Genomic DNA, 26,166 nt, shown 5'->3' on the forward strand with positions numbered 1-26,166 from the left:
CGGCCGGCACACGATCTTGGATCAGCCGACCCGTCCCCGCCGCGCCAGAAAATCGAGCAGCACCCGGATGCGTGAGGGCAGCGGCCCGCCGTTGCCGACATAGACCGCGTGAAAGGCCTCGCGGTCGCCGGGGTTGAGATGCTCGAGAACGGGCACCAGCGATCCCGCCGCAATGTCGCGGCGGACGGTGAAGCTGGCGAGCCGGGCGAGGCCGGCGCCGCCCAGGGCAAGATGGCGCAGCCCTTCGCCGTCGCTCGCCTGTACCCGGCCGCGCGGCGGCACGATCACGATCTCGCCATTCTCCTTCAGCGGCCAGCCCGCCAGGCTGCGGTCGTAGCCGAAGCCGAGACGATCGTGCCGGTCGAGATCGGCGACGGCTTGCGGCTCGCCGAACCGCTCGAGATAGGCCGGCGCGGCGACGATCATCATCGACGTATCGCCGAGCTTGCGGGCAAGCAGACTCGAACTCTTCAGCGGACCGGCGCGAACCGCCACGTCGGTGCGCTCCGCCAGCAGATCGACCACGGTGTCGGTCTGGACGATGTCGAGCGTCACCTCCGGATGAAGGGCGATGAACTCCGGCAGGGCCGGCGCGAGGATGTGGTTGGCATAGGATGCGCTGGTGTTGAGGCGGATGCGGCCGACGGCGTGCTCGCCCGAGGCAACGCGGCGCTCGGCGTCGTCGAGATCGGCGAGGATGCGGACCGCCCGTTCATAGAAGGCGCAGCCCTCCTCGGTGAGAAGGAATTTGCGGGTCGACCGATTGACGAGACGGGCGCCGAGGCGGTTCTCCAGCCGCGCCACCAGCTTGCTGACCGCCGATGGGCTCATGCGCAAGGCGCGGGCCGCGGGCGAAAATCCGCCCGTCTCGACGACGCGGACGAACACGTCCATTTCTCCGGAGCGGTTGATGTCGCGGCGCGACATGTGACGCCATTTCATAAATGATGTTCCAACACGCCTTCTATATCATCCAGACGCTTCGGCCTATCTCCCCTGGCGCATTGCAGCATTTGCAAGAAGGGGAGATCCATCAATGCCTTTGGCTCTTTATGCCCTGGCCGCGGGGGCCTTCGGCATCGGCGTCACCGAATTCGTCATCATGGGGCTGCTGCTCGATGTCGGCCGCGACCTGCAGGTCTCGATCGCCTCGGCCGGCCTGCTGATCTCCGGCTACGCCCTCGGCGTCGTGGTCGGCGCGCCGCTGCTCACCGCCGTGCTCAGCCGGCAGCCGCGCAAGCGCGTGCTGATCCTCTTGATGGCGATCTTCACCATCGGCAATGCGGCCTGCGCGCTGGCGCCGAGTTATGGATTCCTGATGGCGGCCCGGGTGCTGACCTCGCTGGCCCACGGCTCCTTCTTCGGCATCGGTTCGGTGGTTGCGACCAGCCTCGTCGCCAGGCAGATGCGCGCCTCCGCCATCGCCGTCATGTTCGCCGGCCTGACGATCGCGAACGTCCTCGGCGTGCCGTTCGGCACCTGGCTCGGCCAGCAGTTCGGCTGGCGGGCGACCTTCTGGGCGGTGAGCCTCGTTGGGATTGTCGCCCTCGCCGTCATCGCCGCCGTGCTGCCGAAAGACGATGGCGGTACTGACGCTGCGAACTGGCGCACGGATCTCGAAGCGCTGGCGCGGCGTCCGGTCCTGCTTGGGTTTGCCACTACGATTCTCGGCTATGCCGGCGTCTTCGCCGTCTTCACCTACATCGCGCCGATGCTGACGCGGATCAGCGGCTTTCCGGAAGCCGCGGTGTCACCGATCCTGCTGCTGTTCGGCGGCGGCCTCGTCCTCGGCAACCTGCTCGGCGGCCGGCTCGCCGACCGCAATCTGAACGCCAGCGTGCTCGGCAGCCTCGGCGCCCTCGGCCTCGTGCTGGCGCTGATGACGCTGGCACTGCACGACAGGATCGCGGCGGCGATTTTCGTCGGCCTGCTCGGCGCCGCCGCGTTTGCCACCGTCGCGCCGCTGCAGATGTGGGTGCTGTCGAAGGCAAAGGGCGGCAGCCAGAGCCTGGTCTCGAGCTTCAACATCGCCGCCTTCAATCTCGGCAACGCCATCGGCGCCTTCGCCGGCGGCCTCGTCATCGACCACGGGCCGGGCCTGCCATGGGTGCCGCTCGCCGCAACGCTGCTGCCGCTGCTCGCCGTTGTCACCGCGCTCGCCGGCATTCGCGCCGGGCGGAGCGAGAGCATGGCCTGCCCGTCCGCTGCCGTCTGACATTTCGCATCGACCACGCAACGAGGAGATATCCGATGGACTATCGTCGTCTTGGCACCTCGGGACTGAAGGTCCCCGTTCTCAGCTTCGGGGCCGCGACTTTCGGCGGCACGGGGCCCCTCTTCGGAAATTGGGGCACATCCAACGCACGCGAAGCCCGGCGCCTGGTGGACATCTGCCTCGAGGCCGGCGTCAATCTGTTCGACACCGCCGATGTCTATTCCAACGGCGCCTCCGAGGAGGTGCTTGGCGCCGCCATCCACGGCCGGCGCAACGACGTCCTGATCTCGACCAAGATGACGCTGCCCATGGGCGAGGGGCCCAATGATGCCGGCTCGTCGCGCTTTCGGCTGATCAAGGCGGTGGACGATGCGCTGCGCCGTCTCGGCACCGACTGGATCGACCTCCTCCAGCTCCATGCCTTCGATGCCGGAACGCCGGTCGAGGAAGTGCTCGCAACCCTCGACCAGCTCGTTCGTACCGGCAAGCTGCGCTATGTCGGGGTGTCCAACTTCCCCGCCTGGCAGCTGATGAAATCGCTCGCCGTGGCCGACCGCCACGGCTGGCCGCGCTATGTGGCGCACCAGGTCTATTACTCGCTGGTCGGCCGCGATTACGAATGGGAGCTGATGCCGCTCGCGAAGGACCAGGGCGTCGGCGCGCTGGTGTGGAGCCCGCTCGGCTGGGGCCGGCTGACCGGCAAGATCCGCCGCGGCCGGCCGCTGCCGGAGAATAGCCGCCTCCATGCCACCGCGAGCTTCGGCCCGCCGACCGCCGACGACTATCTCTTCGGCGTGATCGATGCCCTCGAGACCATCGCCGCCGAGACCGGCCGAACGGTGCCCCAGGTCGCGCTCAACTGGCTGCTGCAGCGCCCCACGGTCGCCTCGGTGATCATCGGCGCCCGCACCGAAGCCCAGCTCCGCGACAATCTCGGCGCGGTCGGCTGGCAGCTGACGCCGGAGCAGGTCGGCAGGCTCGATCGCGCCAGCGACGTGATGCCGCCCTACCCGACCTTCCCCTATCGGCGCCAGGAAGGCTTCGCCCGGATCAATCCGCCGATGATCGCCCCGCCCGCCTGAGGCGTCGCGCGCGTCCAATGGAGCGGGTTTAGAACCAGCGCTCGCTGACGACGACGGTATCGCCGGGCTTGAGCAGGGTGCCGAGCGGTACCGTGGCGCGCACCGGTCCGCTCGCCTCGGTGCGGGTGATGTCGACGCTGCCCTTCTGGGCGCGGGGCGAGAAGCCGCCGGCGATCGCCACCGCGCTCTCCACCGTCATGTTGGGCACGTAGGGGTATTGGCCCGGCGCGGTGACCTCGCCGAGGATGAAGAAGGGCCGGTAGGCCTCGACCTCGGCGGCGACATAGGGCTCGCGGATATAGCCGGCGCGCAGCTTGGCGGCGATGGCATGGGCGAGTTCGGCGGGGGTGAGACCGCGGGCCTTGACCGTGCCGATCAGCGGCATCGTCACCGCGCCGCCGGCATCGACGGAATAGGAATTGGTCAGGCCTTCCTGGCCGTAGACGACGATGCGCAGCCGGTCGCCGGCATCGAGGCGATAGGGCGAGTCAGCTCTGGCATAGGCGACCTGGGCCATGGCGGCGCGCGCCGCTGACGGCGGTCCGGCATAGGCGAGATGATCGAGATCAGCGGCGCGCGGGTTGGAAGGCGCCGCGACGGTCGCCACCGGCGGCGGCACGGTGATGCAGCCCGACAGGGCGAGCGCGACGGGCAGAGCGAACCAGGCCCGCCGCCGCGCGCATCGGCCACGCTCGCCGGACAGCAGCGTGAATATCGTCGACAATGCCTGAAGCCACCCTACGCAGGCGTGCCAGAACCGCACCGGACCCATCCCCCACAAGAGAGGCGTCTGGTGTGCACCAGTTATGGTTAACAAAACGTATCAGGCGCCGACGCCGGTGCCGACGGGACAGGCGACGCCGGTGCCGCCGAGACCGCAATAGCCGCCGGGGTTCCTGGCGAGATATTGCTGGTGGTAATCCTCGGCGAAATAGAACGGCCCGGCCGGCGCGATCTCGGTGGTGATCGGATCGAGGCCGCGGGCAGCGAGCGCCCGGCCATAGGCTGCTTTCGACGCCTGTGCCGCGGCGGCTTGGGCGTCATTGAAGGTGTAGATCGCCGAGCGATACTGGGTGCCGATGTCGTTGCCCTGGCGCATGCCCTGGGTCGGGTCGTGACTCTCCCAGAAGGTCTTGAGCAGCGTCTCGTAAGAGATGCGTGCCGGATCGAACACCACCAGCACCACTTCGGTGTGGCCGGTCAGGCCACTGCAGGTCTCTTCATAAGTCGGGTTCGGCGTCAGGCCGCCGGCGTAGCCGACGGCAGTCACTTCAATACCGTCGCCGAGCTCCCAGAACTTGCGCTCCGCGCCCCAGAAGCAGCCCAATCCGAACACCGCCTGCTCGGTGTCGGCAGGATAGGGCGGCTGCAATCGCCGGCCGTTGACGAAGTGATGGGTTGAGGTCGAGATCGGGCTTGCTCGGCCCGGCAGCGCGGTCGCCGCCGTCGGCAGTTCCAGGGGCTTGCGCGTAAACAGCATGATCAATCTCCTGCGGTCGGGACCATGCACTATATAGGTATCGCCCGCGGAGACGGCAGCAGGCTTCCGGGCGGAGGCCGCGGTCAGCCGCGGCTGTAGCCGATCAGCGCGCGGCGCGGCCGGAACAGCAGCATCAGAAGGATGCCGACGACGCCGAGCACGACCCAGGTCGGCTGGTCGAGCACCAGTTTGGCGACATTATTCCAAAGCCAGGGCGAGGCATCCTCGACGAGGCTGCGGAAGCTCTGCTGGCTGGCCTGATTGATGTCGTTCCAGAACTCGCCGAGCCGGGTCAGCCTCAAGGTCTGGTCGGCGATGGAGCGGGCGCCGTCATAAACCAGGAAGATGAAGCCGCCGGCCAGCAGCAGGAGGCCGATCAGGCGGAAGAAACCGCGGATCATATGTCACCCGTCCTTGGCCGGAGCGGTCGCCCTCGAACCGAGCCGCCCATCCGCCCCGAATCCCACCTCTTCCTACTGGCGCATCCATTGCAGCCGCGCAATGGTCTGGCGCGGCAGCCCGCAAATGTTTGACCAGCCGTTTGACCGCCAGCGGGCCGGTATCCCGCGCCGGCCGCTGGCCCGCCACCCGGAGCGCCCATTCCGGCCGGAACCCGGCCGCCGGCCGGCCAGAACCCGAGGCCGCTCGGCGTTGACGGGGCAAACCGGCCCCTCTATAAGACCGCCAACTGGCGGCAGGTCCATCCTGCCGCCGCTGTTCTTTGGGCGCGTGAATACCCGAATTCGATTGCCGGATTCGCCGCCTGCCCGGGGACATCAGTCTTTCATTCAGAGGTCGCAGGCTCTGCGACATCGGCAACCCGCCCCGGCCCCAATTGGAGTCGCGGCTGCAGGATCGTGAGTATGGCCAATACCTCTTCCGCCAAGAAGGCGACACGCAAGATTGCCCGCCGCACCGCCGTCAACAAGTCGCGGCGCACCCAGATGCGCAACTCGGTGCGTCTGGTCGAGACCGCGATCGAGAAGGGCGACCGTGAAGCCGCCCTCGCCGCCTTCAGCAAGGCCGAGCCCGAACTGATGCGCGCCGCGCAGCGCAACATCGTTCATCGCAACAATGCAAGCCGCAAGGTCTCGCGTCTTGCGCACCAGATCGCCAAGCTCGCCAAGTAAGGCGCGCCGAGCGACGCTGGCGAAGGCAACGCTCGCCAAGTCACACGGCGACGCAACCAATCTTCTGCAAAAGGCCCGGCTCACGCCGGGCCTTTTCTTTTCATTCCGATTACGTTTCATTCCCGAGTCTCACATCGTTCTCGATCGCACGCATGCTTGCGCTGTATCAGCGCACCGACCCGCACACCGTTCGTCACTTTCCTTCATGTCGATCGCGTTCGAAGCGCAGAGTCATTGCCGTGACACGGCTTACTGCATTGCACTTACAACGCTGCGCACGTGGAGAAACGCGGATCGCGGTTTTAAAAAATTTGCAAGTGCGGATCGATGCGGAAGCAAATTACCGAGCGACGGCTACCCGGGAAAAATGATCAGGAAAAGATGCGGCCCACTAATCACTTATCAACAAAGCGCGGAGAGGTAGCTTGAAAATCCAAAGATGCGACATCGCTGGATGAAGGAATTGTAAAACTTTTTTTGGGCTGTAACGAACGCTGTCATATCTCGCAAGTCATTCGATTCCGCGCGAAGATTCAAAACCTTGTCCACAAGGCGCGCGACGTCGCGGAACGATTCGAGCAGGCTGGCAATTTTTGCGCCTTCGCTGCGAAGAATCATTTCGTTGCGGCTGCGGTCCCATAGTGTATCTCTAATCGTGTTCGCGGCGCTCGCGGCTCGTCAGGTCAGTGCGATCTGAGACCCTCGGGGGCGCGCAAATCAGAGATGGTGTGCGCGTAGGCGAAGTTTCCCAAGCGATGATCGGACGACTCATAGCGATATGAGAACGGTTCTGCTGTACCAAAATTTCTCAAGCGACCGGCTTGCCCGGTTCGCCACCGACAAGGCCGACCACAAGGCTGGTGAAGAAATGAGTGCACGGCAGATCGCGCCCGGCGGCGACGGAAATGGGGACAGGTTTGTAAGGGGCTTTCAGTAGACGGCGTAACAGTCCGGACCCGACGCGGCGATCATGTGATCAAGAGCGAAGGCCGGCAGTCCGACATCGAGCAAAGCGACTTCGAAACTGAGATAGAGGACATACCTTGCCGCGCTGACGCGCGGCGAGTGGGGGATACCTATGACTTTTGCAACGGCCACGGTTTTTCATCGTTCGACACTGGCGCTTGTCGCCCGTGCATCGACGACGCTCGTCGCCTTCCGAGCTCCCTGCTCCAATCATTATCTTCCGGCATCCGCCGCCGATTCCGGCCCTAGTAGCAGCTGACCTCACCACCAGCCTTCTTTCCACAGCGCATGTGAGGCGACGGCATCCGTGATGCCGAAGACGTCGCCATGCGTGAACGGATCGTGAGGCGTGGGGCGGGGTTGGCTTGCCGCGGCAACGCGGGGCTGTCGTCGGCGCGAGCCGTCAACAACAACACATTCAAGAAAAGACCGAGACATGACAAGCATGGAACACGATCGTTGGACCAAGGTTCAGGGCCGCCTGCGCTCGATCGTCGGAGAAGACGTCTACACGAGCTGGTTCGCCCGCATGGATCTCGAAGGCATTCAGGGCGAGAGCGTTCACCTGTCCGTTCCGACCCGCTTCCTGAAGAGCTGGATTCAGGCCCATTACGCCGATCGCGTGCTGTCGTGCTGGCAGGCCGAACTGCCGGAAGTGCACCGCATCGATCTGACGGTGCGCTCAGCCATGCGCTGCGCCCCGCCGGTCAAGGAGACCAAGCCCCAGGTCGAAGAGCGGCGCGTCGAGCGCTCCGGCTCGACGTCCGATCTGCGCAGCGGCAGCTACGCGCCCGCCTCCGCCGGACACGACGCGCTGGGCGGATCGCCGCTCGACCCGCGCCTGACCTTCGAGACCTTCGTTCTCGGTCGCTCCAACACCCTCGCCCATGCCGCCGCGCGCCAGGTCGCCGAAGGACGGCGCGGCGATCCGGTGATGTTCAACCCGCTCTATATCCATGCCGGCGTGGGCCTCGGCAAAACCCACCTGCTGCAGGCGGTGACCTGGGCCGGCAACGCCTCCGGCGAGCGCAAGGTGCTCTATCTCACCGTCGAGAAATTCATGTACGGCTTCGTCGCCGCGCTGAAATCCCAGACGGCGCTGGCCTTCAAGGAAGCGCTGCGCGGCATCGACGTGCTGGTGATCGACGACCTGCAATTCCTCCAGGGCAAGACCACCCAGGCCGAGTTCTGCCACACCCTCAACGCCCTGATCGACGCCGGCCGCCAGGTGGTCATCGCCGCCGACCGACCGCCGTCCGAGCTCGAAACCCTCGACGACCGCGTCCGCTCGCGCCTCGCCGGCGGCCTCGTGGTAGAGATGGGATCGCTCGGCGAGGAGCTGCGTCTCGACATCCTCAAGTCGCGCGTCGCCGCAGCCCGCACCCATCACGCCGGCTTCGACGTGCCGCTGCCGGTGCTCGAATATCTCGCCCGCTCCATCACCCATAACGGCCGCGACCTCGAAGGCGCCGTCAACCGCCTGCTCGCCCACAGCAAGCTCAATGCCACGCCGGTGACGCTGGAGATGGCCGAGCGCGAGGTGCGCGACCTGATCCGGCCGCAGGAGCCCAAGCGGGTCAAGATCGAGGACATCCAGCGTGTCGTCGCCCGGCAGTACAACGTCAGCCGCTCCGACCTGCTGTCGTCGCGCCGGACCGCCAATGTGGTGCGGCCGCGCCAGGTGGCGATGTATCTCGCCAAGACGATGACGCTGCGCTCGCTGCCGGAGATCGGCCGACGCTTCGGCGGCCGCGACCACACCACCGTGCTGCATGCGGTCCGCAAGATCGAGGGCCTCGTTGCCAAGGACACCACCCTCGCCGACGAGGTCGAACTGCTCAAGCGCCAGCTCCAGGACTGAGCAAGGAGCCTGAGCAAGGAGACTGAACGGAGAGAAGGATCGAGCAATCGAGCGGCGATCCCCACCGGATCGCCGCCGTCCCCGTTCCGCCCCCCTGCCCGAAGCGGCGGCGGAACGGCAAAAGCGCTGTTCTCAATCATGAATTTCGCGGGAAACCCCCACCCGGCGGGGGGTGGGCCCCTTGCACTTGTCCGCTGTCCACGGCACCTTGCCGTCCCCCTGCGGTCCGACTTGACGACCGCCGGGGCCGAGCGGCTGCGGCGCCTCCATTGGGGACCGCCACCGCAACCGGGACACGACCACCCAGCCGGAACAGGATCGGACGGAAATTGCGATGAAGGTTACCGTCGAGCGGGCGCAGCTCCTGAAATCTCTCGGCCACGTCTATCGCGTGGTCGAACGCCGCAACACCATCCCGATCCTCGGCAACGTCCTTTTGCGCGCCGAGGCCGGCAAGCTCAGCCTCAAGGCCACCGACCTCGACCTCGAAGTCACCGAAACCCAGGCCGCCGACGTCGCCGGTTCGGGCTCGACCACCGTGCCGGCGCACATGTTCTACGACATCGTCCGCAAGCTGCCTGACGGCTCGCAGGTCGTGCTCGAAGCCGACGGCGAACGGGCCGTGCTGGCGATCCGGGCCGGCCGCTCGCGCTTCACCCTGCAGACCCTGCCGGAGAGCGATTTCCCCGATCTCGCCGCCGGCGACATGACCCACGCCTTCCGCGTGCCGGCAAGCTCGATCAAGCGCCTGATCGACCGTACCCAGTTCGCGATCTCCACCGAGGAGACACGGTACTATCTCAACGGCATCTATCTGCACTGTGCCGGCAGCGGCCCGACCGCCACCTTGCGCGGTGTCGCCACCGACGGCCATCGCCTTGCCCAGATAGACCTGCCGCTGCCCGCCGGTGCCGAAGGCATGCCTGGCGTCATCGTGCCGCGCAAGACGGTGGGCGAGGTCCAGCGCCTGATCGAGGACAACGAAGCCGAAGTCGCCATCGAATTGTCCGGCGCCAAGATCCGCCTGACGCTCGATCACGTGGTGCTGACCTCGAAGCTGATCGACGGCACCTTCCCCGATTACGGCCGCGTCATTCCCCAGCACAACGACAAGGAGCTGGTGGTCGACAAGAAGGACTTCGAGGCGGCGGTCGACCGCGTCTCGACGATCTCCAGCGAGCGTGGCCGCGCAGTGAAGCTGGCGCTGTCGCCCGGCAAGCTGGTGCTCTCCGTGACCAATCCGGATTCCGGCAGCGCGACCGAAGAGATCGAGGTCGAATACGCCGCCGAGCCGCTCGATATCGGCTTCAACTCGCGCTACCTGCTCGACATCGCCGCCCAGATCGAGGGCGAGGTCGCGGTGCTCAAGCTCGCCGATCCCGGCTCGCCGACGCTGATGCAGGATCGCGACTCCAAGGGCGCGCTCTATGTGCTGATGCCGATGCGGGTGTGAGGGGCCCGCCGGGCGACCCAGTACACCGTGTCGTTCCTAGTGCGGTGGATCTGACGCTCGTATCAGCATTGCAGCGAATTCGTCGTACGAGCGTCAGATCCAAAACCGCACTAGAATCATAACTCTACTAGTGTCCCTTTGGTTCTAACGTTCGTATGAGCGCTCGCTTCAAAGGGGTACGAACGTTAGAACCGGGACACTAGTGTGGCGTCTCGCAATTGCCTATGCCCTTCGCGGCAAGCCCCTGTAGGCAATTGCGAGACATAAGCCGCACTAGCTTTTTGATTTTGCTAGTGTCCTGATGTCTCCGAATTACCGTGTGAGGGTGAGGCAAATGAAGCGGTAATTCGGAGACAGGACACTAGTGTGGCGCACCGTGGTGTGATCGATAGGATTGGCGCCACCCTGCCTAATTGTATCCTCACGGAGTACTTGGTCCCGCGCTTGAAGCGGGGGGGCGACGCAGAACGCGAGGCGGGCGCCACGGTTCGAAGCGGCTGCAGTTGCCTGTCTCGAACCATGAGGCCGGGACAGCCGCACTTGGCGCCGCGCCGACAGGACAATCGCGAGCCGATCCACCGATGACCGCCTGCCGCATCCGCCGCCTCAGCCTGACCCATTTCCGCAGCTACCGCGCCGCGAGCCTTTCGACGTCGGCCGATCTCGTGGTGCTGGTCGGGGCCAACGGCGCCGGCAAGACCAATTGCCTGGAGGCGATCTCCTTCCTTACACCCGGTCGCGGCCTGCGCCGCGCCACCCTCGAGGACGTCGCCGACAACGAGGGCGATGGCTCATGGGCGGTGTCGGCCGAGGTCGAAGGCGCGCTCGGCCTCGCAACGCTCGGCACCGGCATCGATCCCACGCCGGACGGCTCCGGCAGCGCCCGGCGCTGCCGGATCGACCGCGAGCCGGTCTCCTCGGCGGCCGCTTTCGGCGATCACCTGCGCATGGTGTGGCTGACCCCGGCCATGGACGGGCTCTTCACCGGCCCGGCCTCCGAACGACGGCGCTTCTTCGACCGTCTCGTGCTCGCCGTCGACAGCGGCCACAGCGGCCGCGTCGCCGCGCTGGAGCGCTCGCTGCGCTCGCGCAACCGCCTGCTCGAGGAACGCAATTTCGACACCCATTGGCTCGATGCCATCGAGCGCGAGACCGCCGAACTCGCCGTCGCCGTCGCCGCCCTGCGCGGCGAGACCCTGGCGCGCCTCGCGGCGAAGCTGCGCGTCCGCGCCACGCAATCGGCTTTTCCCTCGGCCGAGATCGCGCTCGACGGCTGGATCGAGAACGCCTTGCGCGACGAGCCGGCGACCGCGGTCGAGGATCGCTATCGCCAGCAGCTGCGGGACGGCCGCGCCCGCGACGCCGCCGCCGGCCGCACCCTGGAGGGACCGCATCTCACCGATCTCGATGTGGTCTATGCGCCCAAGCACATGCCGGCCAGGGACGCCTCGACCGGCGAGCAGAAGGCGCTCCTGATCGGTCTCGTGCTGGCCCATGCAAGTCTCGTCGCCGAGATGACCGGCATCACGCCGCTGCTGCTGCTCGACGAGGTGGTCGCCCATCTCGATCCGGGCCGCCGGGTCGCGTTGTTCGATGAACTCACCGCGCTCGGCGCCCAAGTCTGGATGACCGGCGCCGATCCGGCAAGCTTCGCCGATGTCGGTGCAGGCGCGGGGATCTTCGAGGTCGCCGGCGGGCGCATTGAGCCGCGCAAGTCTTGATGCGGCGGTCAAACCTGCTCGCAGGGGGTACGGAACCGGCTCGCGGAGGGCATTTTCGGGGGCGTCTTCAATGGCAGATTCAGGCCTTGAAAGAAGCGCAAAAATGACCATTTATTCAATAACTTGAGGGCGACCGATTCGCCCTGTACGCACCCTCTGTTTCATGGCACAAATTCACGACTTGGCCGCGCATTCGCGCGCTGATTCGCCGATCCTCGCTCAGGCACCCAGATGACCGAACCTGCCCGGCAACCCATTGCCGATCCTGCCGCCGTGATCCCGGAATACGGCGCCGAATCCATCAAGGTCCTGAAAGGTCTCGACGCCGTCCGCAAGCGTCCGGGGATGTATATCGGCGACACCGACGACGGCTCGGGTCTGCACCACATGGTCTACGAGGTGGTGGACAACGCCATCGACGAGGCGCTGGGCGGTTATGCCACTCAGGTGCTGGTGACGCTGAACGCCGACGGCTCGGTAACCGTCTATGACGACGGCCGCGGCATTCCCACCGACATCCACAAGGGCGAGGGCATCTCCGCGGCCGAGGTCATCATGACCCAGCTCCATGCCGGCGGCAAATTCGACCAGAATTCCTACAAGGTCTCCGGCGGCCTGCACGGCGTCGGCGTCTCGGTGGTCAACGCGCTCTCCACCAAGCTGATCCTGCGGATCTGGCGCGGCGGCAAGGAGCACTACCTCGAATTCGCCCATGGCGAGGCGGTGGCGCCGCTCAAGGTGATCGGCGACGCCCATGGCAAGCGCGGCACCGAGGTGACGTTCTATCCGAGCTCCGAAACCTTCACGATGGTGGAGTTCGACTACGCCACGCTGGAGCACCGGCTGCGCGAACTCGCCTTCCTCAATTCGGGCGTGCGGATTCTCTTGTCCGACAAGCGCCACGCCGTCGAGCAGCACGAGGAGATGCTCTACGAGGGCGGCATCGAGGCCTTCGTGCGCTATCTCGACCGCAACAAGACCAGCGTGATGCCCGCCCCGATCGTGATCCGCTCCGAGCAGAACGGCATCGGGGTAGAGGCCGCGCTGTGGTGGAACGACAGCTACCACGAGAACGTGCTGTGCTTCACCAACAACATTCCGCAGCGTGACGGCGGCACCCATCTCGCCGGTTTCCGCGGCGCGTTGACGCGCCAGATCACCGGCTATGCCGACACCAGCGGCATCTCCAAGAAGGAAAAATTCTCCCTCACCGGCGACGACTGCCGCGAGGGCCTGACCGCGGTGCTCTCGGTGAAGGTGCCGGACCCGAAATTCTCGTCCCAGACCAAGGACAAGCTGGTGTCCTCCGAGGTTCGGCCGGTGGTCGAGGGCGTCGTCAACGAGATGCTGGCGGCCTGGCTCGAGGAACACCCGGCCGAAGCCCGCGGCGTGGTCGGCAAGGTGATCCAGGCGGCGGCGGCACGCGAGGCCGCGCGCAAGGCCCGCGAACTCACCCGCAAGAGCCCGCTCGGCGTCACCTCGCTGCCCGGCAAGCTCGCCGACTGCCAGGAGCGCGATCCGGCCAAATCCGAACTCTTCATCGTCGAGGGCGACTCGGCAGGCGGCTCGGCCAAGCAGGGCCGCAACCGCGAATTCCAGGCGGTGCTGCCGCTGCGCGGCAAGATCCTCAATGTCGAGCGCGCCCGCTTCGACAAGATGCTGTCCTCCGAACAGGTCGGCACCCTGATCACCGCGCTCGGCACCGGCATCGGCCGCGAGGATTTCGATCTTTCCAAGCTGCGCTACCACAAGATCATCATCATGACGGACGCCGACGTCGACGGCGCCCATATCCGCACCCTGCTGCTGACCTTCTTCTTCCGCCAGATGCCTGATCTGATCGAGGCCGGTCATCTCTACATCGCCCAGCCGCCGCTCTATAGGGTGAGCCGCGGCAAGTCCGAGCAATATCTCAAGGACGAGCGGGCGCTCGAGGACTACCTGATCGAGACCGGGCTCGAGGACTGCGTCTACCGCCTCGCCACCGGCGAGGAGCGGGCCGGCAAGGACCTTCTGGCGCTGGTCGAGGATGCCCGTGTGGTGCGCTCGACGCTGCAAGGCTTGCACAGCCGCTACAATCGCAGCGTGGTCGAACAGGCCGCCATCGCCGGCGTGCTCAATCCACGCGTCACCAGCGACGTCGAAACCGCCAACGCCGCCGCCGACTACATCGCCAAGCGTCTCGATGCCCTGGCCGACGAGGTCGAGCGCGGCTGGGTCGGCCAATTCATCGAAGGCGAAGGCTTCGCCTTCGAGCGCACTGTCCGCGGCGTGCGGGAACATGCCATGCTGGATGCGGCGCTGCTCGGCTCGGCCGAGGCCCGCAAGCTCGACGAATTCGCGCCGCGCCTGCAGGAAGCCTATCCCCGGCCCGGCATCCTGCGGCGCAAGGACAGCGAGACCTTCGTCCATGGCCCGGTCGGCCTGTTCGAGGCGGTGACCGATGCCGCCCGCAAGGGCGTGGCGCTGCAGCGTTACAAAGGCCTCGGCGAGATGAACCCCGAGCAGCTGTGGGAGACGACGCTCAACAGCGATGTCCGCTCGCTGCTCCAGGTCAAGGTCAAGGAGGCCGACGAGGCCGACGACATCTTCACCAAGCTGATGGGCGACGTGGTCGAGCCGCGCCGCGAGTTCATCCAGGACAACGCGCTCGCCGCCAGCGTCGATGTGTGAGCGGTCGGGGCGGCTTATCTCCTCGGCGCTCACCAGATGACGGCGTGCCGCACCGGTGATGGCCCGCTATCACCGATGCGAGGCGGCAATGCGAAGCCAAATCAGAGATCACACTGATATTCTGCGTGTGCCACGTCTCAACGTCGACCTTTACTCCCGGGTGGACAGGCCACCCACCGCTCGCATCGCATCTGCTTCTCGGATTGCAGGCATTCTTTGCTGGGTCTGGCGCAAATGTTGTTCTTGGAGTCCCATTCTAGACACTCCTTGGAATATCGGATGCAGGTTTCGACCGCGCGCCACTGCTCGCAACATTGGCCGCCTCCCGGCGCGGGGAAAGGTCCATATTCCGGCGGCTTCGGTGGCGCTTGGGCGATGGCGCTGGAAACTCCTCCGGCGCCCAGAAGCGCGAACAAAAGCAGGGCGGTTCGCCATGTTAATCGGATCATGGAGCACTCCTTAAGGCCACCCTTGTGGCTGCCATCCTCTCGCGTCTCTGCGATGTCGCGCTCGCGAAATCATTGCCGGCATGGAACTGCCGCCGCTTGGCAGCATGTCCGTGCGCCCTCCGGTTGGCAGCGAATGCGGCCCTTGGCGTTGGACCACGAACTCCACCCGCGACCGTATTTGAGACCGGCGGCCGTCTGCCACATCCGGATAGTCCGGTCCTGTACGGCAACCTCGTTCGGCTTTTGCACGGCGCATTGGTTGACCTCTATCGGGTCCTCCTTGCACTCAGCGCCACGTGCCGAGTGCGGTGGCAGGGCAGCGATCGCCGGCGTGATGGCCACAAAGACGGCCAGGATCTGGATCCGTTCATACTTCATGGTCACCCAACCACGCTCCAGGCAAACCAGTTCGACGATCGCAAGTTTGCGCCGTGCAATGCAAACCTGCCCTCCTTGACTTGAAGTCAGACCACTGGTCTCGGCCCTGCGCGGGGATAAGCACTACCGGCCGGTGCCCCAATCGGTGTGGTACTTGTCAATGCAGCCTTGGCGGGCCTTCTGATCGCTTCCAGCATTTTTGATGCAGTCGCGGAATTCCTTGCCGGTATCTTTGCATTTTTTGCTGCATTCTTGGGCGGCATTGTCGCAGGCGGTTTCACAGGCTGCACCGGTGATCCCCGGCCCGCATCTGCTGGCGCAAGCAGCGTAGACCCGTTGGCAGCGGGCTTCGCAGGTCGGGTTCTGCGAAAATCCCGCGGTGGTCCCCAAAACCACCAGCAGGAATGCCGTGGCCACAACCATCGATTGCTTCACCATCGCCGTCTCTCCGTACGTTCATTGAAACCTTGATTTTCGTTATTAGTCTGCCGCAAGACGGGAGCCGCCTTGCGCTAGATCAAGCCGATCGGCGAGCAGCGATACCGGCGATCCCGGCATTCAGGGTGGGATTACAGGGCTCGCGACGATTCCCGCCCGACGGTTACGCCGTCCCCACGGCTTCGTAGATGTCCTCCTCCTGGGCGGTATGCATCCGCACCAGGGTTTCGATGGCCTCGATGACCCGCTGTGCGTCGCGGACGAGATAGCGATCGATCTGTTCTGATGGCAGGTCCTCCGCCACGCGAGCGAGCAGTCGCGCAAAGTGCAGGATTTCGCGATGCGCGCGGCTCATGGCAGAGAGGCCGTGACGTTCGCGGAGCACAGCCGCGAGCTGCGGATAGACATGGCCCTCGTCGTCGCGCTCATGAGCCACGATCCGGTCCTGCACCAGGCGATTGGCTTCTTCGATCAAGGCTGCGCCGACCTCAGGCGGCGTCTCGTCGAGGGCATCGGCGATGCCGCGGAGCCGATCGAGATCTTGGCGCAGCGCCTCGTGATCGTGATGCAGCTCAAGACCGTGCTCCGAGGTAATACGCCTGCGGCCCCAGTCATGAGCCGGACTCAAGGCGCGCAGCGCATTGAGGATCACCGCGACATCGATCACCTCCTGGACGATTGCCGCCGGCACCGGTCCCAGCCATCCGACGGTAGCCGCGCCCATTGCCGCGAATGAAAGCCCCATGCCGACCATGATGCTTTCGACTGCAATGCGCCGGGCACGCTGGGCGATGATGATCGCTTCGCCGACACGGTCGAGCCTGTCGGCGAGGATCACGACATCGGCCGCTTCCGACGACGCGCTGGCGCCACGAGCGCCCAGAGCCACCCCGACATCGGCTGCGGCAAGCGCGGGCGCGTCGTTGATGCCGTCCCCGACCATGATGGTCGGATGCAGCCGCTGCTCGGTGCGCACGGCCTCGACCTTGTCGGCAGGCGCCCGGTCGGCAAGCACCACATCGAGGTCGAGCGCGGCACCGATCATTTGCGCCGCGGCGGCGCGGTCGCCCGTAATCATGACCATTCGCGCGATGCCGGCGTCGCGCATCAGCCGGATCGCCCGCGGCGTATCGGACCGGAGCTCGTCGGCCAGCAACAGCGCGCCGATCGGCCGGCCTTCGACGGCGACAAAAACCACCAGCGCCGAGCGCCACGACGCCCGCCGGATGGCTCGCAGCTCCCAGGGCGAAAGCGGCCGGCTGCCGAGGATCATCTCGCGCGAGCCCGCAGCTACCTGCTGGCCATCGATCGTCCCATGCAGGCCGGCGCCCATGGCCTCCCTGACCTGCTCCGGCGCTCTCAGCTTCAAGCCGCGCTCGACCGCCGCCGCGACAATGGCCTTCGCCAGCACATGGTGAGACGCCTGCTCCAGCGATGCGCCCAGCGCCAGCACCTCCTGTGCGCTCTCGCCCGGCGCAACCTGCACCGACAGCAGCCTTGCGCCGCCAACCGTCAGGGTTCCGGTCTTGTCGAACAGCACGGTATGCGCCCGCGCCACCACTTCCAAAGGTCCGCCGCCTTTTACCAGGATGCCTCGCCGAGCCGCTTGCGCCACACCCGCGATGAAGGCGACCGGTGCTGCCAGAATGAGCGGACAGGGCGTCGCCGCCACCAGCACGGCAAGGCTCCGGATCAGTTCGCCGGAAATCAACCAGGCGACCAGCGCCACCGCGAGGGTCACCGGCAGGAAGATCAGCGCATAACGATCGGCCAGCCGGATGAAAGGCGCCTTTGCAGTCTGCGCCGCCGTCACCATGCGGACGATACCCGCATAGGTGCTCTCGCCCGCGGGCGAGGTCACCGCCAGCTGGAATGTTTCGCCGGCATTGAGCGAGCCGGAAAGGACTGCCGCGCCGCGCGCCTTGGTGACCGGGATCGGCTCGCCGGTGAGCGCCGACTCGTCGATCGTCGCCGCTTGCGAGTCGACGACGCCATCGACCGGGACGACCTCTCCGGCCCGCACCACGAGTTGGTCACCAACCACCACGGCCTCGATCGGCACCTGCTCGATCCGCTCTCCGACCCGGCGATGCGCCTCGCGTGGCGCCCGGTCGACCAGTGAGCGCAAATCGTGTTCGGCCCGCGCGATCGCGATATCCTCGAGCACATTCCCGCCCGAATACATCAGCGCGACCACCACGCCCGCGAGCGGCTCGCCGAGCGCGATGGCCGCGCCCATCGACAGCAGCGCGATCGCGTCGACGCCGAGACGGCCGGCAAGAATGTCGCGCGTCATCGAGATCGCAAGTCCCGCTATCACCGGCGCAGTCCCGGCCGCCCATGCGAGGTCGGCAAGGGCTGGCTGACCGGCGGTGCGCGCGGCAAGTCCCGCCGCCAGACCCGCGACCGCGATCGAAACGAGGATCCATCGCAGGGCGCGTTCAAACCGCATCGGTGACGTCCGTTGCTCTGGAGCGTTTTCCCGCGAAGTGGATACCGGTTCGCGGGAAGACGCTCTAGTGCGGTGGATCTGACGCTCGTTTCAGCATTGCAGCGAGTTCTTCAAACACGCGTCAGATCCAAAACCGCACTAGAATCATATTGATGCTAGATGTCCCTTTGTTTCCAACGTTCGTACGAGCGCCTGCTGCAAAGGAATACGAACGTTGGAAACGGGACACTAGTGCGGTGGATCTGACGCTCGTTTCAGCATTGCAGCTTGCGCAAAATCAATGGCGGGAGCGGGGGCGGCTCGCCCATTCGAACTCGGCGCGGGCGTACGGAGCACCGGGTTCCTGCCGGGGCAGCCACCCTTCGCCCGCGATGACAGCAAACTGTCAGGCAGAAAGGCGCATTATCGGCGTATCCGGAGGATGACAGCTCCGGACGGAGGCCAAGCCTCCGTCCCGCGGCTACGGCTTTTGGCCGCCGGATCTGGTTGATCCGATTGAGGGAAATCAACTCCCGCAAAGCGGATCCGGTTAAACGAAGGACATGCAATTGGGTCGCAGCCTGGAGATCAGAGTTTCGAAGATGCATCGCCGTGAAGCCGGCCTGCGTCTCATGCCCCGCCGCCTGTACGGAGCGATCCTGGCGCTCGCGTTGCTCGGCACGCCCGGCATGGCCGCCGACGAGGTGGTCAAGCTTACCCCCAGCCAGGCCCAGAGCCTGGGCGTTCGAGCCGTCCATCCGGTCACGAGCCGGAACGACCAGACGCTGCCCTATCCGGCCCAGATCGTCATCCCCACGCCCCAGCAATGGGTTGTCAGCGCTCCGGTCGCCGGAATGGTCAACAGTCTGTCCGTCGCGCGGGGCGACCGCGTCCGGACCGGTCAGCCGCTCGTCACCATGGAGAGCCCGAACTTCGTATCGCTGCAGCGCGAGTATCTGCACGCCGTCGCGCAGGACGCCCTTGCCGCACAGCAGCTCAAGCGCAACACGGACCTCTTCGAAGGAAAAGCCGTTCCGCAGCGCGTCCTCGAGTCCAGCCAGACGGAAGCGCGCCAGGCCAGCATTGCGGTGGCCGAGCGCAAACAGATGCTGCGGCTGAGCGGCCTCTCGGACACGGCGATCGGCAAGCTGACGAGCGAGGCCGCCATCAGCGCGACGCTTTCGGTATCTGCGCCCCAATCGGCGACGGTCGTCGAGATCGTCGTCGCTCCGGGCCAGCGGGTCGAGCAATCGGCCCCCCTCGTCAAACTCGCGGGCCTCACGCCGCTCTGGATCGAAATCGCAATCCCGGCGTCGAGCGTCCGCGCCATCAAGCCAGGCGCGAAAGTCGAGGTCGACGGCTATGCAACGACCGGGCGCGTCATCCTGGTTTCCGAGACCACCGATGCCGCAAGCCAGACCGTTCTGGTACGGGCCGAAGTGCCGAACAATGGCGAGCTGCGCCCGGGACAAGCCGCCGCGGCCCGGATCGGCTTCGTCTCATCCGATGAAGGGGCCTGGGAAATCCCCTACAGCGCGCTCGTCCGGCGCGGCGAGCAGGCTTCGGTGTTCGTGGCGATCCAGGACGGCTTCCGTCTCGTGCCGGTCTCGCTGCTCGCCGAGGACCAGGAGCATGTGGTGGTGTCGGGGGCATTCACCGACAAGGACGAGGTGGCCGTCAGTGGCATCTCCGCGCTGCGCGGAATCCTGCTGCACCTCGGAGCGGAGTAGTGATGCTTCAGCGTCTCGTCGCATTTGCGCTTTCACAGCGGCTGTTCGTCGCCCTCGGCGTGCTGCTGCTGATCGGAGCCGGCCTGGTTCTCCTGCCGAGCCTGCCGATCGACGCCTTTCCCGACGTTTCGCCGGTCCAGGTCAAGGTGATCATGAAGGCGCCGGGCCTGACCCCGGAGGAGGTCGAGCAGCGCATCACCGTCCCGATCGAACTCGAGCTGCTTGGACTGCCCAACAAGAAGATCCTGCGTTCGACGACCAAATACGCGCTCGCGGACATCACCGTCGATTTCGAGGACGGCACCGACATCTACTGGGCACGCAACCAGGTTACCGAACGATTGTCGAACATCTCCCGCGACCTGCCCGAAGGCGTCACCGGCGGGCTGGCTCCGATCACGAGCCCGCTTGGCGAGATGTTCATGTTCACCATCGACAGCCCGGAGCTGTCGCTCGCCGAGCGGCGCAGCCTGCTCGACTGGGTGATCCGGCCCGCGCTCAGAACCGTCCCCGGCGTCGCCGACGTCAATTCGCTCGGCGGCTATGTCCGGGCCTTCGAGATCGTGCCGATGACCGATGCGCTCGCGGCACGCGGCATTTCCTACGACGCCTTCCGAAAAGCCCTCGAGGCGAACAGCCGCAATGACGGCGCCGGTCGGGTCAATCAGGGCGAGGACAGCGCTCTCGTTCGCATTCAGGGCAGCATTCAATCCGTCGACGACATCAAGGCGATCGTCGTCGATACCAAGGACGGCGTTCCAATCCGGGTGAAGGATGTCGCCCGTGTCGAGGTCGGCGCGCTGACGCGCTACGGCGCCGTGACGGCCAATGGCCGAGGGGAGACGGTCGAAGGACTCGTGCTCGGGCTGCGCGGCGCCAATGCCGGCCAGCTCGTGAAGGATGTTCAGCGGCGCCTGGAGGAACTGAAACCCTCGCTGCCCAAGAGCGTCACCATCAACGTCTTCTACGACCGCAGCCGACTGGTCGGTCGCGCCGTCGGGACGGTGGTTCGGGCGCTGGGCGAGGCGACCGCCATCGTCGTCGTCCTCCTGCTCCTGTTCCTCGGCAACTGGCGGGCCTCCCTGGTCATCGCGCTGAGCCTGCCGCTTGCCATCATGATCGCCCTCATCGTGATGCGCCTCGTCGGCATGTCGGCGAACCTGATGAGCCTCGGGGGACTGGCGATCGCCATCGGCATGCTGATCGACGCACTGGTGGTCGTCGTCGAAAACATCGTCGGCAACCTCGGCAAGGCGGGACACGAAAAATCGGCTCCGCTCGTCCATGTGATCTTCCGCTCGGTGTGCGAGGTGCTGCAGCCCGTCGCCTCGGGCGTTCTCATCATCATTCTCGTGTTCGTGCCGCTGCTCACGCTTCAGGGACTCGAGGGCAAGCTGTTCATCCCGGTCGCGCTGGCGATCATCTTCGCGCTGTCCGCCTCGCTGCTCCTGGCCCTCACCGTGCTCCCGGTTGCGACCTCGTTTCTTCTCAAGACCGCCTCCCACGGCGACCCGTGGCTGATTCGCATGGCGTTGCGCCTCTACGCGCCCGCCCTGGACTGGGCGCTGAGGAACGAGCGCAAGGTGATCATCGTTGCCCTCGCCGGCCTCGCCGCCGCCGGCTGGGGCTACACCCAGCTCGGCAAGACATTCATGCCGACCATGGACGAGGGCGACACGATCATCAGCGTGGAAGCGCTGCCGTCGATCAACCTCGACACCATGATCGCAATGAATACGAGGCTGCAATCCGCCATCATCGCAAAGGCGCCCGACGTGGCGGGGATCGTGGCACGCACCGGCTCCGACGAGCTCGGCCTCGACCCCATGGGACCCAATCAGACCGATACGTTTCTGGTCCTGAAACCGGCCGAGGAGAGAAAAACGACCGACCAGGCCGCCTTGATCCAGTCACTTCGCGCCGTGCTGGCCGACTTTCCCGGGCTGTCGCTGAGCTTCACGCAGCCGATCGACATGCGCGTGCAGGAGATGATCAGCGGCGTTCGCGGCGACGTCGCCGTCAAGATCTTCGGGCCGGACATCGGCAAACTGAACGAGATCGCGAGCAAGCTCTCCGGCATTCTGTCCGGGATCGACGGCGCCGAGGACGTCTACACCACGATCAACGAAGGCGCGCAATATTACACGGTGGCGGTGAACCGGATGGAGGCCGGGCGTCTCGGATTGAGCGTCGACGCGATCTCCACCTGGCTGCGGACCCAGATCGAAGGGCGCACGATCGGCACGGCTCTCGAGGATGGACGTCGTACGCCGATCCTGATTCGTGGCAGCGAAAGGACGCGGGAGGCGCCGACGCTGCTGGCGAACCTGCCGGTGACGCTGCCGTCGGGAGCTCACGTCGCACTGTCGCAGGTCGCCCGCATTCAGAGGATCGACGGCCCGGTCAAGATCGACCGCGAGAACGGCAATCGCATGAGCGTCGTCCGGACGAATGTGCGCGGCCGCGACATGGTCGGCTTCGTCGAAGCGGCCCAGCAGAAGGTCGCGGCGGAGCTGCCGCTGCCGCAGGGCTATCGGCTGACCTGGGGCGGCCAGTTCGAGAACCAGCAGCGCGCCGCAGCCCGGCTGGCGGTGGTGGTGCCGATCGCCGTCGGGCTCATCTTCGTGCTGCTGTTCACCACCTTCGGCTCGATCCGCCAGGCACTCATGGTGCTGGTCAACATTCCGTTCGCGCTGATCGGTGGCGTTTTCGCCCTGCTGATCACGGGAGAGTATCTTTCCGTTCCGGCGTCCGTCGGTTTCATCGCACTGCTCGGCATCGCGGTTCTGAACGGCGTCGTCCTGGTGTCGTATTTCAATCAGCTTCGGGCCCATGGCGTGCCCGAGGAACGGATCGTCGTCGACGGCGCGAATCGCAGGCTCCGACCCGTGCTGATGACGGCCAGCATCACCGCGCTCGGGCTCATCCCGGTGCTGTATGCGACCGGCCCCGGTTCCGAGATCCAGCGGCCTCTCGCCATCGTCGTCATCGGCGGCCTCATTTCGTCGACCGCCCTGACGCTGATCCTGCTGCCGATCCTTTATCGCCGGTTCGGCGGTGCCGCCAAGGAGGCGAAATGAGCGCTGCGCCGGTCTGCCTCACCCTGATCGCGGCACGATCGCTGCGCGATGATCTGTTCGATTTTCTCAGCGAACAGAGCGACCTCGTGTCCGGCTTCACGGCCTCCGAGGCAGCCGGACACGGCGTCGATGTGCACCTTGAGACGACGGCCGAACGGGTCAAGGGTCACGCCGACGAAATTCTGGTCCGCCTCGTCCTGCCGCAGGACAGCGCCTCGCGGCTGCTCGAGCGGCTGAGGACCTCCTTCGCCGGCACGCGACTCGTCTACTGGATGATGCCGGTGATTGCCTATGGTCGGCTTGACGAGCGGAAGCGCTGAAGCCGGTCGGCCGGACGAGCAGCCGTTGTCGGGGCCGCGACCGCGGATACCAGTGTCCCTTTGTTTCCAACGTTCGTAGAAGCGCCTGCTGCAAGGGAATACGAACGTTAGAACCGGGACACTGGAGGGCCTTCAACCGATATAGCCTCAGGCTATGGGACGCAATTCGCCTCATGAGCCTGGGCGGCCCCTCGAGTTGCATACGAAAATGTGAAGCTGCAATTTTTTGAAGCTTCCGGTTGTCGGGAAGCCGCGGTAAACAGCGACGAGGCTCGGACTTGCCCCTATCAACCTTCCGAGATGGCCTGAATGCGGAGCTCCGGAAAAACGGGGAACGCGATGACAATACGACCACAAGATGTGATCGCGAACGCACTCTTCGGCGGCTTGCAATTCCAGGCTGGAACAGACTCGGCGACGAATGCCGTGCCTGACATCCCTGCTGAGATATGCGCGGAATTGGCAAACGTCGTCCTCGAGGCGCTCACGCGCGCCGGCTATCGCCTTGTGACCGAGCGGACGTCTTCGCGCATTCCCGCTGCGGCGCTGTAAGCGCAGGGCCGGCGCCACATCGCCAGGCGTCTCGTGGAGAGTCCGGCTCCATCGCCGCGAGGACGAAAAGTCGGCGACGTCCTCCTTGAGATCCCGACCACACTGAACGAGCGCTGTCCCGGCACAGTTCCAGCTGATGGAACCAATGCCAGTTTGTCGCGTTGCATGCTGTTCCCGCCCCGCGCAAAGGACACGACATTTTGAGATGACGCAGGAATTTTGCACGGCAGACGTTGCCAACGCCATTTTTCATAGCTTGCGCGAGGTCCATGGCCCAGACACTGCACGCGTCATGGTGACCGATGGCCTGTCGCTCGCCGTGCTGTTTGACGCCCTGGTCCACGCGCTACCCAACAACCGCGACGTCGTCCGACTGGTCACGAGAGTACTGCAGGACGATGCCTTTGTCGTCAGTCCAGATCTTGGTCCGGTCTGGCACCTCAAGTACTTCTATGACGAGGCCGTGCCGCTCAACGTCGTCGATATCGCCATCCTGACCATGGATCGCGGTACCCTCGCCAGCACCGACGTCCGCTTTCGGTTCACAAATCTCGCCGCCGACGTCCCGCAGGGATCGTCCTGAGCGGTGTGGCGCCGCGCCGGAGGCGTCGCTGCGCAGGCATGATCGGCAAAGAACTGGCACTGGCTCCCTCGATACGCAGACCTCGAACTGTCGTCGGCGCAAGGGAATATCGCAGTTGATCGGGACCAGGACCCGATCACGCCAGATGCCCCGCCTGGCATCGCGGCGAGCCGGAAGGGGCCGACGACAGCGCTTCAGACCGGCGGCATGGCGATCCAGCCTCGTTGACCGCGTCCGCCGGCGACAGGGAAACGGCTGTGTCCGGCCCATCGCTGGCGGCGATGCGGTTCCGGCCATGTAATTTGGCCAGATAGAGCCGCCGGTCCGCTCGCTCGTAGGTATCGTGCAGCGGCTCGTCCCGCTCGCCGTCAGCAATGCCGAAGCTGGCGGTAACAGGACGGGACGCCGGCACCGCCGCAAACGCCCGTCGTTCGAGAGCGGAGCGAATGCGCTCGGCAAATCGGGCGGCCTCTTCCAGCGTCGTGCCGGGCATCAGGATGGCGAACTCCTCACCGCCAAGCCGGCCGGCAAGATCGCTGCCACGTATCGCCTCACCAAGGATCGCGCCGAATTCCTTGAGGACCTCGTCCCCGGCGCCGTGTCCGTAGCTGTCGTTGATCGACTTGAAATGATCGAGGTCGCACAGCACCAATGCGAGCGGCGATGCCGACCGTCGCGCAAACAGCGGCCTCGCCCTTTCCTCGAAGCCTCGCCGGTTGAGAACGCCGGTCAGCGGATCGAGATCACGCTCTCGTCGCAGATCGTCGATAATATCGACGACCGTAGCCGCGAGGATGGCAAAGGCCAGCGCCGCGCCGAGTACGGCAAGAGACAGCTGCAGGACCTGCCAGAAGGACGAGGCGCCGAACGCCTTCGCGTCGCCGGGCGCATGGGCGCCGATCGTCAAAACCGTTCTCGGGAAAAAGTGCAGCGCAAAGACGAGCAGGACCCAGAACAGGACGCGGTCCGACACGCGAGCGGCGGAGACCGGAACGAGCCGCAGCGCCGCCACCAGGAGGATCGTGCCATAGCCGAAATTCTGGATGTAGACGCGGGCAAGAAGCGAGGGGGCGACATAGGCGTAATACCAGAGCAGCGCCGTCACGATGGCGATCGCCGCCATGTCCGCCCGCAGTCCCAGAGATCGTTGCGAGCGCTGCAGGATGCCCTCCGCGGCGCTGACCACCGCGGACGTGTAGAGCAGGCCGGAAACCACGGCATTGGAATAGGTGTCGCCCGGCATGGCCAGGATCTGCGACACGGCCGCCAGGCCAAACAGGAGGCCGGCAAGCGCAAGCAGAAGCAGATAGTGGCGCGTCTTCTCAATCAGCCAGGCGCAGACGAAAACGATGGCGAAGACGGCGAGAATGCTCGGCCCGATCAGGGCCATGGTGACGTTGAAACCTGGTCCGTTCATCGCAAGTCAACCTGCGCCACGATGCATCAGCCGGTTGTCCGGCTTCGTTGAAATGAGCTGCCGCCAGATGCCAGACGCAGCCCCAAGGAAGACTGAGGACGGTTGCTAAAATTGTAGCAACTACCGCATCTCACCGGCGCATGGCCCGCATCAAAGCACAATCTCGAGTTGTCTTTCATGCCTGCTTTCCCACAGCCGCAGGCCCTC

General features: G+C 65.6%; 19 protein-coding genes. 12 read left to right on the forward strand and 7 right to left on the reverse strand.

What is annotated here, in order from left to right; translation table 11 throughout:
• Nucleotides 1–21 precede the first annotated feature (21 nt).
• Nucleotides 22–927 (reverse strand): LysR family transcriptional regulator, encoded by a 906-nt coding sequence (locus DB459_RS07495; protein ID WP_253713462.1) that lies wholly within the window; start codon nt 925–927, stop codon nt 22–24.
• 109 nt (nt 928–1,036) lie between these two features.
• Here DB459_RS07495 and DB459_RS07500 point away from each other — a divergent pair, with 109 nt between their 5' ends.
• Nucleotides 1,037–2,215, forward strand: coding sequence for an MFS transporter (locus tag DB459_RS07500; RefSeq protein WP_253712262.1), 1,179 nt, complete (start codon nt 1,037–1,039; stop codon nt 2,213–2,215).
• Between the two features lie 35 nt (nt 2,216–2,250).
• The gene (locus DB459_RS07505) at nt 2,251–3,297 is read left to right on the forward strand and encodes an aldo/keto reductase (protein ID WP_253712263.1); all 1,047 of its coding nucleotides are present in this window, start codon (nt 2,251–2,253) and stop codon (nt 3,295–3,297) included.
• A 28-nt stretch (nt 3,298–3,325) separates the two neighbouring features.
• On the opposite strand, the gene DB459_RS07510 is transcribed toward DB459_RS07505, so the two are convergent.
• The 3 genes from DB459_RS07510 to DB459_RS07520 form a co-directional block, all read right to left on the reverse strand.
• On the reverse strand, nt 3,326–4,000 hold the full coding sequence (locus DB459_RS07510; protein ID WP_371926962.1) for a polysaccharide biosynthesis/export family protein: 675 nt from the start codon (nt 3,998–4,000) through the stop codon (nt 3,326–3,328).
• 120 nt (nt 4,001–4,120) lie between these two features.
• Nucleotides 4,121–4,777, reverse strand: coding sequence for a peptide-methionine (S)-S-oxide reductase MsrA (gene msrA / locus DB459_RS07515; protein WP_253712264.1), 657 nt, complete (start codon nt 4,775–4,777; stop codon nt 4,121–4,123).
• Between the two features lie 83 nt (nt 4,778–4,860).
• The gene (locus DB459_RS07520; RefSeq protein WP_253712265.1) at nt 4,861–5,178 is read right to left on the reverse strand and encodes a hypothetical protein; all 318 of its coding nucleotides are present in this window, start codon (nt 5,176–5,178) and stop codon (nt 4,861–4,863) included.
• A gap of 462 nt (nt 5,179–5,640) precedes the next feature.
• On the opposite strand from DB459_RS07520, the gene rpsT reads away from it, so the two are divergent.
• From rpsT to gyrB, 5 genes are all read left to right on the forward strand, one after another.
• On the forward strand, nt 5,641–5,907 hold the full coding sequence (rpsT, locus tag DB459_RS07525; RefSeq protein ID WP_253712266.1) for a 30S ribosomal protein S20: 267 nt from the start codon (nt 5,641–5,643) through the stop codon (nt 5,905–5,907).
• Nucleotides 5,908–7,309: 1,402 nt separating this feature from the next.
• Entirely contained in the window at nt 7,310–8,734 is a 1,425-nt protein-coding gene (dnaA, locus tag DB459_RS07530) for a chromosomal replication initiator protein DnaA (protein ID WP_253712267.1), read from the forward strand.
• A gap of 334 nt (nt 8,735–9,068) precedes the next feature.
• On the forward strand, nt 9,069–10,187 hold the full coding sequence (gene dnaN, locus DB459_RS07535) for a DNA polymerase III subunit beta (RefSeq protein ID WP_253712268.1): 1,119 nt from the start codon (nt 9,069–9,071) through the stop codon (nt 10,185–10,187).
• A gap of 581 nt (nt 10,188–10,768) precedes the next feature.
• Nucleotides 10,769–11,908 (forward strand): DNA replication/repair protein RecF, encoded by a 1,140-nt coding sequence (gene recF, locus DB459_RS07540; protein WP_253712269.1) that lies wholly within the window; start codon nt 10,769–10,771, stop codon nt 11,906–11,908.
• 231 nt (nt 11,909–12,139) lie between these two features.
• Complete coding sequence (gyrB, locus tag DB459_RS07545) at nt 12,140–14,581, forward strand: DNA topoisomerase (ATP-hydrolyzing) subunit B (protein WP_253712270.1); 2,442 nt, start codon at nt 12,140–12,142, stop codon at nt 14,579–14,581.
• Nucleotides 14,582–15,531: 950 nt separating this feature from the next.
• On the opposite strand, the gene DB459_RS07550 is transcribed toward gyrB, so the two are convergent.
• Both DB459_RS07550 and DB459_RS07555 read right to left on the reverse strand, forming a co-directional pair.
• Nucleotides 15,532–15,846: a hypothetical protein gene (locus DB459_RS07550; RefSeq protein ID WP_253712271.1), complete on the reverse strand. Its 315-nt coding sequence runs from the start codon at nt 15,844–15,846 to the stop codon at nt 15,532–15,534.
• Between the two features lie 163 nt (nt 15,847–16,009).
• The gene (locus tag DB459_RS07555; RefSeq protein ID WP_253712272.1) at nt 16,010–18,298 is read right to left on the reverse strand and encodes a heavy metal translocating P-type ATPase; all 2,289 of its coding nucleotides are present in this window, start codon (nt 18,296–18,298) and stop codon (nt 16,010–16,012) included.
• A gap of 611 nt (nt 18,299–18,909) precedes the next feature.
• Between DB459_RS07555 and DB459_RS07560 the strand changes: the two genes are divergently transcribed.
• The 5 genes from DB459_RS07560 to DB459_RS07580 all read left to right on the forward strand — a co-directional run bounded on the left by DB459_RS07560 (nt 18,910) and on the right by DB459_RS07580 (nt 24,542).
• Entirely contained in the window at nt 18,910–20,007 is a 1,098-nt protein-coding gene (locus tag DB459_RS07560) for an efflux RND transporter periplasmic adaptor subunit (protein ID WP_371926963.1), read from the forward strand.
• Between the two features lie 2 nt (nt 20,008–20,009).
• On the forward strand, nt 20,010–23,087 hold the full coding sequence (locus tag DB459_RS07565) for an efflux RND transporter permease subunit (protein ID WP_253712273.1): 3,078 nt from the start codon (nt 20,010–20,012) through the stop codon (nt 23,085–23,087).
• The gene (locus DB459_RS07570; protein WP_253712274.1) at nt 23,084–23,407 is read left to right on the forward strand and encodes a DUF3240 family protein; all 324 of its coding nucleotides are present in this window, start codon (nt 23,084–23,086) and stop codon (nt 23,405–23,407) included. Before DB459_RS07565 ends, DB459_RS07570 begins: the two co-directional genes overlap by 4 nt.
• Before the next feature lie 339 nt (nt 23,408–23,746).
• Nucleotides 23,747–23,959 carry a hypothetical protein gene (locus DB459_RS07575; RefSeq protein ID WP_253712275.1) on the forward strand — a complete coding sequence of 71 codons (213 nt, stop codon included), beginning with the start codon at nt 23,747–23,749 and terminating at the stop codon, nt 23,957–23,959.
• A gap of 292 nt (nt 23,960–24,251) precedes the next feature.
• On the forward strand, nt 24,252–24,542 hold the full coding sequence (locus DB459_RS07580) for a hypothetical protein (protein ID WP_253712276.1): 291 nt from the start codon (nt 24,252–24,254) through the stop codon (nt 24,540–24,542).
• 136 nt (nt 24,543–24,678) lie between these two features.
• Here the strand turns inward: DB459_RS07580 and DB459_RS07585 are convergent, their stop codons facing one another.
• The gene (locus DB459_RS07585) at nt 24,679–25,959 is read right to left on the reverse strand and encodes a GGDEF domain-containing protein (RefSeq protein WP_253712277.1); all 1,281 of its coding nucleotides are present in this window, start codon (nt 25,957–25,959) and stop codon (nt 24,679–24,681) included.
• Nucleotides 25,960–26,166: the final 207 nt, after the last annotated feature.

It is taken from the genome of Bradyrhizobium sp. WD16, from assembly GCF_024181725.1.
Lineage (GTDB): Bacteria > Pseudomonadota > Alphaproteobacteria > Rhizobiales > Xanthobacteraceae > Bradyrhizobium_A.